16 protein-coding genes are annotated in these 12751 nt (G+C 39.8%); 9 read left to right on the forward strand and 7 right to left on the reverse strand.

All coding sequences use genetic code 11. The features are described 5' to 3' along the window. Positions 1-29: 29 nt before the first annotated feature. Entirely contained in the window at positions 30-473 is a 444-nt protein-coding gene (locus FTV50_RS06835; protein WP_078193694.1) for a hypothetical protein, read from the reverse strand. A 356-nt stretch (positions 474-829) separates the two neighbouring features. Here FTV50_RS06835 and ahpC point away from each other — a divergent pair, with 356 nt between their 5' ends. The 3 genes from ahpC (at position 830) to FTV50_RS06850 (ending at position 2586) form a co-directional block, all read left to right on the forward strand. After that, positions 830-1393: an alkyl hydroperoxide reductase subunit C gene (ahpC, locus tag FTV50_RS06840; RefSeq protein WP_078193727.1), complete on the forward strand. Its 564-nt coding sequence runs from the start codon at positions 830-832 to the stop codon at positions 1391-1393. A 291-nt stretch (positions 1394-1684) separates the two neighbouring features. Next, positions 1685-2161 carry a hypothetical protein gene (locus FTV50_RS06845; protein WP_180023934.1) on the forward strand — a complete coding sequence of 159 codons (477 nt, stop codon included), beginning with the start codon at positions 1685-1687 and terminating at the stop codon, positions 2159-2161. A gap of 218 nt (positions 2162-2379) precedes the next feature. Further along, the gene (locus tag FTV50_RS06850) at positions 2380-2586 is read left to right on the forward strand and encodes a KTSC domain-containing protein (RefSeq protein ID WP_078189026.1); all 207 of its coding nucleotides are present in this window, start codon (positions 2380-2382) and stop codon (positions 2584-2586) included. 85 nt (positions 2587-2671) lie between these two features. Here FTV50_RS06850 and FTV50_RS06855 read toward each other — a convergent pair whose 3' ends face one another. After that, positions 2672-3265 (reverse strand): O-methyltransferase, encoded by a 594-nt coding sequence (locus FTV50_RS06855; protein WP_180023935.1) that lies wholly within the window; start codon positions 3263-3265, stop codon positions 2672-2674. Positions 3266-3322: 57 nt separating this feature from the next. Next, complete coding sequence (locus tag FTV50_RS06860) at positions 3323-3541, reverse strand: DUF1653 domain-containing protein (protein WP_078189028.1); 219 nt, start codon at positions 3539-3541, stop codon at positions 3323-3325. A gap of 283 nt (positions 3542-3824) precedes the next feature. On the opposite strand from FTV50_RS06860, the gene ahpF reads away from it, so the two are divergent. The 3 genes from ahpF (at position 3825) to FTV50_RS06875 (ending at position 6332) form a co-directional block, all read left to right on the forward strand. After that, positions 3825-5390 carry an alkyl hydroperoxide reductase subunit F gene (ahpF, locus tag FTV50_RS06865; protein WP_180023936.1) on the forward strand — a complete coding sequence of 522 codons (1566 nt, stop codon included), beginning with the start codon at positions 3825-3827 and terminating at the stop codon, positions 5388-5390. Between the two features lie 266 nt (positions 5391-5656). After that, positions 5657-5899, forward strand: coding sequence for a hypothetical protein (locus FTV50_RS06870; RefSeq protein ID WP_078189030.1), 243 nt, complete (start codon positions 5657-5659; stop codon positions 5897-5899). Positions 5900-6137: 238 nt separating this feature from the next. Further along, positions 6138-6332, forward strand: coding sequence for a hypothetical protein (locus FTV50_RS06875; protein WP_111885752.1), 195 nt, complete (start codon positions 6138-6140; stop codon positions 6330-6332). 71 nt (positions 6333-6403) lie between these two features. On the opposite strand, the gene FTV50_RS06880 is transcribed toward FTV50_RS06875, so the two are convergent. Together FTV50_RS06880 and FTV50_RS06885 are read right to left on the reverse strand one after the other, a co-directional pair. Next, positions 6404-7048 (reverse strand): LysE family transporter, encoded by a 645-nt coding sequence (locus FTV50_RS06880; RefSeq protein WP_180023937.1) that lies wholly within the window; start codon positions 7046-7048, stop codon positions 6404-6406. A 146-nt stretch (positions 7049-7194) separates the two neighbouring features. Further along, positions 7195-7767 (reverse strand): FxsA family protein, encoded by a 573-nt coding sequence (locus tag FTV50_RS06885; protein WP_078192890.1) that lies wholly within the window; start codon positions 7765-7767, stop codon positions 7195-7197. 132 nt (positions 7768-7899) lie between these two features. On the opposite strand from FTV50_RS06885, the gene ruvC reads away from it, so the two are divergent. Next, the gene (ruvC, locus tag FTV50_RS06890) at positions 7900-8445 is read left to right on the forward strand and encodes a crossover junction endodeoxyribonuclease RuvC (protein ID WP_078189034.1); all 546 of its coding nucleotides are present in this window, start codon (positions 7900-7902) and stop codon (positions 8443-8445) included. Between the two features lie 70 nt (positions 8446-8515). Here the strand turns inward: ruvC and FTV50_RS06895 are convergent, their stop codons facing one another. Next, positions 8516-8791, reverse strand: a complete 276-nt coding sequence (locus FTV50_RS06895; RefSeq protein WP_180024002.1) for an acylphosphatase — start codon at positions 8789-8791, stop codon at positions 8516-8518. Between the two features lie 7 nt (positions 8792-8798). Beyond that, a complete protein-coding gene (locus FTV50_RS06900; RefSeq protein WP_180023938.1) occupies positions 8799-10280 on the reverse strand; it encodes an NAD(P)H-hydrate dehydratase in 1482 nt (493 codons plus the stop codon). Positions 10281-10300: 20 nt separating this feature from the next. Between FTV50_RS06900 and queG the strand changes: the two genes are divergently transcribed. Together queG and bioB are read left to right on the forward strand one after the other, a co-directional pair. Then, entirely contained in the window at positions 10301-11395 is a 1095-nt protein-coding gene (queG, locus tag FTV50_RS06905) for a tRNA epoxyqueuosine(34) reductase QueG (RefSeq protein WP_180023939.1), read from the forward strand. Between the two features lie 277 nt (positions 11396-11672). Next, complete coding sequence (gene bioB / locus FTV50_RS06910; RefSeq protein WP_168379635.1) at positions 11673-12665, forward strand: biotin synthase BioB; 993 nt, start codon at positions 11673-11675, stop codon at positions 12663-12665. Positions 12666-12751: the final 86 nt, after the last annotated feature.

Consider the following 12751-nt stretch of genomic DNA (forward strand, 5'->3'; position numbering starts at 1 on the left):
GGCAACTCAAGCCAATCCATTTGAAAGCTTTATACATTAGTTTCAGTGCCATAGAAAATGTAAACGAAACTAAAAACAATAAATATGCTCTGCCCGATCACCCATGCGAACAACCAACCATTATGACAATAAACAATACTGTCATAGATAATTTTTGAAATTGAAGCAGTTTCTATCATTAAAATGATGATGAATTGAAAAATCGCATATAGCCATAATATAACCACATACCAAGCACGTCTAAATGATAGCAACAGTGGGAAAAAAAAGAAGATTCCAACGATTCCCATGGTACTCAATAGCGTAGGATCATCTGATGAAGTTCCTAATAGTTCATTAAAATAGGTCGCTTTTTGAGGTTGCAAGTATTCATAGATACATAAATTTGTACCTGTGTCTTCAACTTTAAGAATACATAGTGATGCAAGTGCAAGACTGAGAATGGCAATGATACGAAAAAATTGACTAAGCACCTGATCAAATCTGGAGTCATTTTATGTTCATGCCATCTTATATGAACAAATTCTATAATTTGAAATATTTTTTATAACTTTTTTAGAGATCACCCTTGAAATCTTATGCCACAAGCATCATGTTGGTTACAGACTTTGAAAAGATGATTTTGTCATTTTACTTTCAACTTTATATGGCATTGATATGGCTTATATCGAATGAAATAATGATAAATAATCGTTATTGCTGAAATAGTTCTGGAGTGTACTAATTCGGATTTTCCGATATTAGTTATGTAAAAATACTATTTCAGCAATAAGAAAAATTTCTGTACCCTATTGGAAATCAAAAACAAACCTCAATCATGGAGACAATGATGAGCTTAATTAATACTGAAGTTAAACCGTTTAAAGCACAAGCATTCCAAAATGGTCAATTCATCGAAGTAACTGAAGCTGATCTTAAAGGTAAATGGTCTGTTGTATTCTTCTACCCAGCTGACTTCACTTTCGTTTGCCCAACTGAACTTGGTGACCTTGCTGACAACTATGCAGAATTCCAAAAACTAGGTGTTGAAATCTACTCAGTTTCTACTGACACTCATTTCACTCACAAAGCTTGGCACGATTCTTCAGAAGAAATCAAAAAAATCCAATACGTAATGGTTGGTGATGCGAACTGGACTCTTGCTAAAAACTTTGACGTATTAATCGAAGCTGACGGTCTTGCTGATCGTGGTACTTTCGTTATCGATCCAGAAGGTAAAATCCAAATCGTTGAAATCAACGCTGGTGGTATCGGTCGTGATGCTCAAGAACTTCTTCGTAAAGTTAAAGCAGCTCAATACGTACACGCTCACCCAGGCGAAGTTTGCCCAGCTAAATGGAAAGAAGGCGACGCAACTCTTGCTCCTTCAATCGACCTAGTTGGTAAAATCTAATCTGTATTAGATTGAACTGATTCAAAAACCACGCTTTTAGCGTGGTTTTTTTATGCCTATTATCTGCGAGTATATACCTCTATACACCCTACGCAGTTCACACTTTATTCATACAACTTTAACGTACTAGCACTTTCCACATATCTGTAGATATTCATCAAGTTAGAGCTTACACAAATATAATAAAAATGCGCCTCAAACCTGATTGTCTAGACTTACATCTTTGTCGGTATTTCAGTATTTTTAACATGAATTTTAGGTCAATTGCTTATTTCAGGAAGATGTAAGCCCATGAAAAAATATTTCGTCTCAATCAGTTTAATTTTATGTTCGTTTACGACTTTTGCTGCCATGAACTGCGAAGGTGAAATTAAAAACCAAAGTATTCGTGAAGATATTAAAGTCAAAAAAAATTGTCAACTTGAAGGTTTAATTGTTCATGGCAATGTTATTTTAGAAAATGGTGCAAGTGTTGAACTGCATGACAACTACATCAAAGGCAATATTGAATCGAATAAAAATTTTACCAAGATCATTGCCAATCATAACAATATCAGTGGCAATGTCGATTTTACAACTGGGAAAAACATCCAACTCCTCAATAACCAAATTTCAGGCGACCTCAAATTAAAGAAAAATAATGGCAATATTGTGCTAAATAATAATGAAATCGCAGGTAATTTGATTTGTCTTGAAAATGCTTTTTCAATTAATGGCAGCAACAACCAAGTCAAAGGCAATAAATCAGAACAATGCCGTAGTTTTTAACTCCCCCGACATCAAAAAGTGAGAATGACGCTTATGGCATTTCTCTGAACTGGCATTTTTTTTATCAAATTAGTTGATAAAGAAATGAAAAAAATGTGAGATAAAACATTATTTTTTAACAATTCTGCAATACTCCACGCCCTAAATTTGTCTTAATTTCAAATGAGATAAACCTTTAACTGCAGTATGACTATAACAACGCAATAAGGGGGTGGCTTATGACAACAACTGTTGTAACTTCTTGGAAATACAGTTCTTCTTCACGTTACTTAAAAATATTTTATGCGAATGGTTCTGGGGATCTCTTTTATCCAGTTTCACCTTTTATTTATGATAATTTACTTCGATGTAGTGATAAAACGGCATTTGTCCACAAATATTTAGAATATGATCTACATTTTTCACGCGTAAGCTTACAGGGTTAAACCGCTACAAGCTCAGCGCTATAGCAACAGTATTTTTACTAATTAAAAAAAAATTCGATCAAATCAGGGCTGAATGCCCTGATTTTTAGTTGCGCCAAGTCACCATAAAGAGCCCTGCGCCCACATTTAATGTCGTACTGATAAAACGATCATCCGCTTCAACACGTTGGATAAATTCAGCGACCTCATCGGCATGTGACAGCACATTGTCCACGATTAACACGCCACTTTGAGCTTGTATCAATTCAGCTAAATATGGCCAATATGCGATATACGCATCACGTTCTGCATCCAATAAAATGAAATCATAACGCTGATTTAACTGCTGTAAAAAATGCAGCGCATCGCCATGATGAAATTCAATGTATTCGGCTAAGCCTAAATTTTCAGCATGCTGTTTGGCTTGCTTGATACGCGCTGCATCAATTTCAATGGTTTCGACCCGCCCTTGTGTAGACTGCGTAGCATCTGCTAACCACAGCGTAGAATAGCCTGTAGATGTTCCAATTTCCAATATCTGTTTGGCTTGTTTTAAGCGAATTTGCATAGCTAAAAACAGTGCAGACTCAGGCTCAATATTTCGGTAACGCGCAAGTCGGTGATTTTGCGCAGCATCGTGAGCACTAAAGTCTGCATAGAGTTGTTGCATATAGTTTTTAAAATTTGCGTCCATGCTCATGATTCTGTCCTTTTGTTATTTCTTTCATATTTAAAGATTAAAGTACTAAATATCTGCTCAGTGGGTTTCTTGGATCAGTTTAAAACGTGGAATTACTTCACCATCAATTTCAACGGTTTCCATAAACATCTCTAAAGGTCTGACCCACATGGAATAGTCGTCATACAAGCACTGATAGACCACAACTTTTTCACGCGTTTCACTATGTGTTGCAACATGAAAGACTTGATACAACTGACCTTTATAATGCTGATAAATTCCCTGTTTAACCTGCATGCCATTTCCCTAAAAAGTTCTCAATACAATAGCGTTGACTCTAGCATTGTCTTGCTTAAAGCGCGATGAATTCGTTTATTTTTCCACTATTTAACTTGTATTTCTCGATATTGGCCCAATATTGACTGGATTCACATCGGTATATTCTTATGATTTAGAAAGAAATTTAATCATTTAATTTGTAAAACCGATCAATTTTATAAAAACAAACCGTTTCACCTATTTAATGGTTTGTTCTATCATTCTCTCATCAAATAAATTTACTCCTCTGGAGACGTTAGCAATGTTAGATCAAAATACTTCTGCTCAATTAAAAACCTTACTTGAACGCCTTGAAGGCCCGATTGAAATCGTCGCGACTTTAAACGGCACGGACAAATCAGACAAAATTAAAGAATTGGTAACTGAAGTTGCCGCTTTATCTGATTTAGTGACTGCACGTTTTGACGGTAACAACAGCCGTGCGCCAAGCTTTGGTATTGCAAAAGCAGGTGAAACTCCACGCGTATTCTTCGCAGGTCTACCGATGGGCCATGAGTTCACGTCCTTGATTTTAGCTTTGCTACAAACTTCAGGTTATGCACCGAAAGTTTCTGACGAAGTACTGAATACCATCAAAGGTCTAGGTCTTAAAACTGACTTTGATGTGTTTGTATCTTTAAGCTGCCATAACTGTCCTGATGTGGTTCAAGCACTTAACTTGATCGCAATTTACAACCCGGGTACAACTGCAACCATGATTGATGGTGCATTCTTCCAAGACGAAGTGGAAGAACGCAAAATCATGGCTGTACCAATGGTATTCCAAGACGGCAATCACATCGGTCAAGGTCGTATGACCTTGGAAGAAATCATTGCGAAATTGGATACGAACTCTGCCGCAAAAGATGCTGAAAAGCTAAATGCCAAAGAAGTATTTGATGTCCTTGTGATTGGTGGTGGCCCTGCGGGTAATACCTCTGCAATCTATGCTGCACGTAAAGGCATTAAAACCGGTATCGTGGCTGAACGCATGGGCGGTCAGGTCATGGATACCATGGACATTGAAAACTTCACGTCGATTCAAAAGACACAAGGTCCTAAGTTTGCTGCTGAAATGGAAGCACATGTACGTGAGTACGGTGTGGACATCATGAACTTGCAACGTGTGTCTGACATTAAAGGTGCAGATCAAACAGCCAATGGTCTAGTTGAAGTAACTTTAGAGAATGGTGCAAAACTTGAATCTAAAACAGTGATTCTTTCAACAGGTGCACGTTGGAGAGAAATGAACGTTCCGGGTGAACAAGAATACCGTACACGTGGTGTTGCATACTGCCCACACTGTGACGGTCCATTGTTTAAAGGTAAACGTGTTGCGGTGATCGGTGGTGGTAACTCAGGTGTCGAAGCAGCGATTGACCTTGCAGGTATTGTAGAACATGTAACACTTGTTGAATTTGATACCAAACTTCGTGCTGACCAAGTCCTTCAAGACAAGTTAAACAGCTTACCGAATACGACTGTGATCATGAATGCATTGTCTACAGAAGTAGTCGGTGATGGTTCACAAGTGACTGCACTGAACTACAAAGACCGTGCAACAGATGAAATCAAAACGATTAAATTGGCTGGTATCTTCGTACAAATCGGTTTGTTACCAAACACTGATTTCTTAAAAGAAACAGCTGTAGAACTTTCAAACCGTGGTGAGATCGTAATTAACGAGCGTAACGAAACCAATGTAAAAGGTGTATTTGCTGCAGGTGACTGTACAACAGTACCGTACAAACAAATCATCATTGCGACAGGTGAAGGCGCGAAAGCATCATTGTCTGCTTTTGATTACATCATCCGTTCTGGTCAATAATTCAGTTTAAACAGAACAGCAAAAGCCAGTTTTCGAACTGGCTTTTTTTATGACTGAAAATTCATCTCTTGTTTCATTTATAAATTATTAATAAAACAAATATTTAACTCTCTGACGCTTTTCACTTACACAATAATGAGCAAAACAAACCGTTTAAAACTTGTACAGCAGCTTATTTGCACATTAAGATAAAACAATCATCACGGATTGATGGTTGACAATAACAACAAGAATGTTGGTCAAATTCGACTAAATGGAGAATAGCAATGCACTATCAATATCACTGTGCTTGTTGCAATAAAGTATTGGCTTCAAGCGATAAAGAATGTTCCGAATGTGGCTCGCATAATATCCGTAGCCCATATGGCTTTTGGATATTTTGCATACTCAGTTGTTTGGCTGTTGCCATTCTATTTAAGAGTGTTCAAGTGTATTTGCAACAGCACGATACTGAAGCGACAACCCAACTCAACATCTTTGAAGTACTCAAGCAAGATGATAAAAATTAAGCTTTTTTTACAACAGCCAAATACAGCCCTATGAACAAGCTGGCAATGTGTTAAATTTTAGCTAAGCTGAATTTAAGCACCGTTATCGGGTCGCGTTAAAGTCATTCAAAGAGATAAGTTAAAATGATGAAAGCCTGAATGATTTCAGGCTTTTTTATGCGCTAGCATCGCCCTGCTCACTTATCTTCACGAGGAAAATTCTTTAAACTATGGCAATAGCAATGAGGTTCTATAGACGATGGTGCAGTTAATCAAAAAAGGCGGTTTGCGTGAACGCGCCAATCGTAGCCGATCATACAAAGGCTCTGAAAATACCGAAACTACCCTCAAGCCGAACCGTTATCGTGATCATGCTGAAACTACCGATGTTGCACAAGATCCATCAAATACAGCACCATCCAAAGACCAAGATCAAACCAATCCAGAGCAATAAAATTAGCACATAAAAAAGCCAAGTTCTAATACTTGGCTTTTGCTTTACTGACAGCAATTTATTCGCTGCTCTTATAGATTGAACATTCTAATTGCGTCGAACCACAGCCAAATTGCAAAAATTAAAAATAACGCCCCTGAGACCAGATCAATATAGCTACCTGACCGTTGGTAGAGTGCTTTAATTTTAGGTAAAGACATAATCATCATAAACAAACTAAACACAATAAAGGTTTGAATCGGAATAATGACAGCTAGCTGTGCTTTGAGGTTACTACTGGCTGATGAACTCAACGCCAGTGAGAACACACTACTAAAATAGATCAGTGTTTTCGGATTGGCTAAATTCGTAAATAAACCTAATAAGAAATAATTTTCAGTATTCTGCTGACTTAAGGCCTGCCCATCTTCTAAATTGGCTGTTTGATTTAAACTTTTAAGCCCACCACTAAACATCGCCCAACCCATTTTCGCCAAGAAAAATCCACCAACAGCCATTAAAACTTGTTGTATCCATGGAAATTGCTCAACCAGAACCGTAAAGCCCAATAAGGTTAAAACGACCCACACCACAATCCCGACAGCGATCCCCGCAATAATTTTTAAGGTATTTGCACGGGTTGTTGATGCTGCACTTTTAGCAATTAATAATACATCTGGACCGGGACTCAACTGCGCAACAAAATGTAGCGCGCAGATGGTGAATAACAGTGACATGCAAGCTGATTCATTTGAATTAAAACGTGAAGATTATATCGCCTGTTCAATTTTTTTGTTGGCAACACAAGGTTTATTTTTAGGCCGTATCAAAATTTACGCAAAAAAAAAGCCGAATACACATTCGGCCTTTCATACTGAGTTAATTATTTTTTATTGACATCTTTCAGTTCAATTTGTTTCGCATCTGGCGTCACTTCACGAGCTTCACCATCAATAACGGATGAATCACGACCTGATTGCTGATTTTGCATATCTTGCATTTGACGCATCATATCTGCAAATGGGTTCTGACCTTGAGCACCGCCCATGCCTCCCATATCGCCCATCATGCCACCCATCATTTTTTCCATCATGGCTTGCTGACGCTTCATCATTGTTTTCATCATGACTGCTTTCATGGCATTTTGTACAGGTGGAATCAAAATAAGTAATGCCATAATATCTGAGATTAGACCCGGTAACAGCAATAAGAAACCAGCCAAAATTTTTGGTAAATTTCCAGTTAAAGCTGGATCATTACTCATTTGACCTGCTTGCATTTGCTGCATTTGAGGCATCAGACCTGATGAATATTTACGGATAATATTCATCCCTATAAAGAAGGCCGCCACGAACCAGAAAAAGACATACCACATGCTGCCGACAAGGTCGCCCACACCGATCCAGACAAACACTTCCAGGATCAAGCCTGCTAAAATCAGAAGAAATAATTTCATGAAAATTAAACAAATCTCAGTAAATTAATTTAAGGTGTTGCGTTCAACTGCTCAATCACTATCAAGCTTTTTTGACACGCTTATGTAACAATATGGGCATATTTTTATTTTTAAAGGGCAAATAGGGCAAACATGTCATTAATTATCGGTATTGACCCTGGGTCGCGCTTAACTGGTTACGGCATCATCGAAAAGGATGGTTCTAAACTACGTTTTGTCGATGCTGGCACCATTCGTACCGAAACGACAGAAATGCCTGAACGCTTAAAACGTATTTTTGCTGGTATTGATCGCATCGTAAAGTTTCACGGGCCTACTGAAGCTGCGGTTGAACAAGTCTTTATGGCTCAAAACCCTGACTCAGCCCTAAAACTAGGTCAAGCACGTGGCGCTGCCATTGCTGCTTTAACCAATTTAGATTTACAAGTCGCTGAATATACTGCACGTCAAATCAAACAATCTGTGGTCGGCTATGGTGCTGCAGATAAAGAACAAGTCCAAATGATGGTTATGCGCATTCTAAACCTGAGTATCAAACCCCAGCAGGATGCGGCCGATGCTTTGGCTGCCGCAATTTGTCATGCGCATGCGTCTGGTAGTATGAGTAAAATGGCTGTACTGAATGCCTTAGGTGGTATGGCTCGTGGCCGAAGCCGTGTAAGCACTCGACGTCGGTAAATAATCCTCAAATCATATAGCTCAGTAATTCATTCTGTTTTCAAAAGCCCACCCAATTTAGTGATCAAATTTAGCGAATCATTTTAAAATTGCTATAGTCTAATTCATGCATTGGAATTTCTTGCTGATCGATTTTAGTCACGTCTGCTCGTAAAGGCCCCACCAGACTGTGTTTCAGTATTTTATGAATGGCTTCTTCAGTTCCAATAATCAGCGCTTCAACTTCGCCCGTCGCTAGATTTTTCACATAGCCATTTAAACCAAGCGCAACCGCTTGCTGTTCAAACCAACGACGGTAGCCAACACCCTGCACTTTACCTTGAATTCGCAATTTAACCGCATGCATTTTAGTCTTATACTCCTGAATGATTGACCACATGATAAACCGCTTGGGCCATATCCTGTGCTTGCAAACCACGCATCCCCGACTTCGCTAATACATCACCTGCTAAAGCATGCAGGCTTACGATTTCGTGCAGATGAATTTGCTGATGGAATTGTGCTTTTAAACTTGCAATCATCCCTGCAAGCACATCTCCCATACCGCCTGTCCCCATTCCTGCATTACCTGCGGTGCAAATCCAAAGCTGATCTTCAAGTATTAAGCTGCCTGCCCCTTTAAGCAGCCATTGACCTTGAAATTTTTCTTTTAAATGTTGAATTGCTTGTATACGATCTGCTTCAACTTCAGCAGTAGTAATACCCAGTAATTTCGCAGCTTCACCCGGATGTGGCGTTGCATAGGTTCGTGCATTCAAATTTTTAGGTGCTTCAGCTAGAAACCATAAGGCATCTGCATCCAAAACAATTTCCAAGGTTGACTGCTGAATCAATGGAAACCATGACTGAAACTGCTGTTGTGCCCAATCGTCACGACCAAGCCCCATGCCAAAGCTAATCGCATCGACTTGATCGATCAGTTGCCGAATCGCTTCTGTAGTTAATGCATTGATATCGCGTAGCATAATATTCGGTGCGCGCGCCAAAATAGCGGTGTGATGTCGTGCATCACAAACAACCGTAACCTTACCTGCACCTGCATGGAATGCAGCCTCAGCAGCCATAATCACCGCCCCACCCATTTCTGCATGGCCACCAACAACCAAAACATGGCCATAACTGCCTTTATGACCAAAAGCTTGACGTGCAGGTAAAGTGATTTTCTGTGGCGACAAATACGCAAGTGGTTCAAGCTCAGCATCAGTCGGTATGCATGCTATCACCGAAACTTCACCTGCATATTCCTTCGCTTGACCTGTAAATAGCCCTGCTTTTAGACCCAATGCCGTAAAGGTATAATCGGCTTGAAATGCGATGGGTAAAGGCTGCCCTGTATTGGCATGTAAACCGCTTGGAATATCAATCGCAACTTTGAGTCCCGTGCATGCATTCAATCGTTGAATAATGGCTTGCCATTCGCTAGAAAGTTCACGATTGAGCCCTATACCAAATAATGCGTCGATGTAGACGTCATAATCTCGCTGAAAATCAAAATGTGTATAGATCTTGAGCTTGTGATCTATCGCTTCTTGTACAGCAGAATGTAAATCTTTCGATGCTCCAATTTCAGCAGCATAAATATCGACTTGAAAGCCTGCTTGCTGTAGGTATTGCGCTGTAAGATAGCCATCGCCTGCGTTATTGCCCTGTCCACAACATACAGCGATATTTTTTAAATTTTGCTGCGTTAACATTGGAATGAGTTGCTGAGCAATCGACCATGCGACCTGCTGCATCAGACCATAACGGCTATTGTGCTGAGCAAACCAACGCTGCTCCCAAGCTTGAATACTTTGGCTAAGATAAACAGGGCTATGGTAAACTTGCAAACGCATTGTTTTTCCTTGTTATGATTATGGCCGCTTCAACTCCTGCACAAAAAATTCCTGTCGATCAATATGATCCAGAAACCCTAAAAGCATGGATTAAAGCACAAGCCTTAAATTTAGGTTTTTCTGATTGTGTCATCGCAAAGCCAGATGCTCAAGAGGAACTCCCTCGTTTTAAAGAATATTTAGAACGTGGTTATCATGGCGATATGAAATTCCTAGAGGAAAACCTTGAAAAACGTGCCAATCCTGCACTTTTAGTCCCCGGCACCCGCAGTATCATTTGTGTCCGCATGGATTATTTGGTCGAAACCCCAAAACCACGTTATGTTCCTGATGAGCCAAATGCAGCCATCATTGCACGCTATGCACGAGGTCGTGACTACCATAAAATCATGCGTGGTCGTTTAAAAACCTTGTCGAATATCATCCGTGAAAAAATCGGAGATTTTGAATCTAGACCCTTTGCCGACTCTGCACCAGTGTTTGAAAAATCCTTAGCTGAAAATGCAGGCATGGGCTGGACAGGCAAACACACCTTACTGATCCATAAAAAATCAGGCTCATTTTTTGTATTAGGTGAGCTGTTTACATCACTCGATTTGCCTTTTGATTCTCCGGCAACCAAACATTGTGGTTCATGCACAGCCTGTATTGATATCTGTCCAACTCAGGCCATCGTTGAGCCCTATATGTTAGATGCACGTAAATGCATTGCCTACTTAACCATCGAATATAAAGGCATCATTCCTGAAGAATTACGCCGTGGCATTGGCAACCGTGTGTTTGGCTGTGATGACTGTCAACTTATCTGTCCATGGAATAGCTTTGCGCATAAAACTCAAATTGAGGACTTTTATCCACGTCATGGCCTCGATCAAGTGAGTTTATTAGATCTTTGGCAATGGGATGAAGCCACTTTTTTAAGCTGTACTGAAGGCAGTCCTATCCGACGAACAGGCTATCAAAGTTTTATGCGAAATATCGCCATTGGCTTAGGCAATGCACCATACAGTTCAAATATTGTGCAATCATTAAAAAATTCTCGCGAAAAACATGACGCGATTGTGCAAGTTCATATTGATTGGGCAATTGCAGAACAAAACTCAAAAATGCTTTAAGGACTTTTATTCTCTATTTTCCAGATCCTTACAAAGTTTTCATTTAAGCTAAAACTTAGTGACGTAATCCAAGAAAATTAATTTTTTAGCTCAAAATAAACATTGCAGCGATTGTGCTGTCATTTAGCATAACTTTGCAAGCATCTTAAATATCAAAAGTTCTTTGAAAAAGTCATTTCAATGCATTTTAGCTAAATTGCAATGTTACAAAATAGTCTTGGAAGTCTGCAAATTTTACGTATGATGATTTGCATTAGGCAGAAAATATGGATCATTTATGAGCTACCGAAATGACTGGACACATCCAGAAATACAAGAGTTGTATCAACAACCATTGATGGATTTATTATTCCAAGCACAGACCATTCACCGTGAATATTTCCAAGCCAATCATATTCAAGTCAGCACCTTACTTTCGATTAAAACCGGTAAGTGCCCTGAAGACTGTAAATATTGCTCACAGTCCGCACATTATGACTCTGGATTAGAGGCTGAAAAACGTCTGGCTGTGGAAAAAGTCATCAATGAAGCGAAAGCTGCTCTTGCCTCAGGTTCTTCGCGTTTTTGTATGGGCGCTGCATGGCGCAATCCACATGAACGGGACATGCCCTATGTGTTAGAAATGGTGCGTGAAGTCAAAGCGCTTGGACTTGAAACCTGTATGACCCTTGGCATGCTGAATCAGTCTCAAGCAGAGCGCCTACACGAGGCAGGCTTAGATTATTACAACCATAACCTCGATACTTCTCGTGAGTATTATCCCAATGTCATTAGCACACGTAGCTATGATGACCGTTTAACGACGCTGGACTATGTTCGCCAATCTGGAATGAAAATCTGTAGCGGCGGAATTGTGGGCTTAGGTGAAAGCCGTGATGACCGTATCGCCTTTTTGATGGAGTTGGCAACGCTGCCGATTCATCCTGAATCCGTGCCGATTAATCTCCTTGTCCCTATTCAAGGTACCCCACTTGCAGAGGTTGAGAAACTTGATGTGATCGAATGGATTCGCACCATTGCAGTCGCACGGATCATTATGCCAAAAAGCTATATTCGACTCTCTGCAGGTCGTGAATCTCTGAGTGATTCAGAACAAGCTTTGGCATTTATGGCAGGTGCAAATTCACTCTTTTCTGGTGAAAAACTGCTGACCACGCCAAATGCAGGCGAAGGCAAAGATCAGCTTTTATTTAGCAAACTCGGTTTAGTGGCTGAACAGCCCAAACCAAATGCTGCACAGCTTTCAACTGATGCCATGCAAATGGCTTAAAATAAGCCCCGAAGTTCGGGGCTTAGTTCAATTGAATGATCAGTGATAGGTTTCAATGTGCAATGCAAGAGATGGTGCGAATCAAT

Origin of the sequence: Acinetobacter sp. YH1901134 (assembly GCF_013416965.1) — a bacterium.
Classification (GTDB): domain Bacteria; phylum Pseudomonadota; class Gammaproteobacteria; order Pseudomonadales; family Moraxellaceae; genus Acinetobacter; species Acinetobacter amyesii.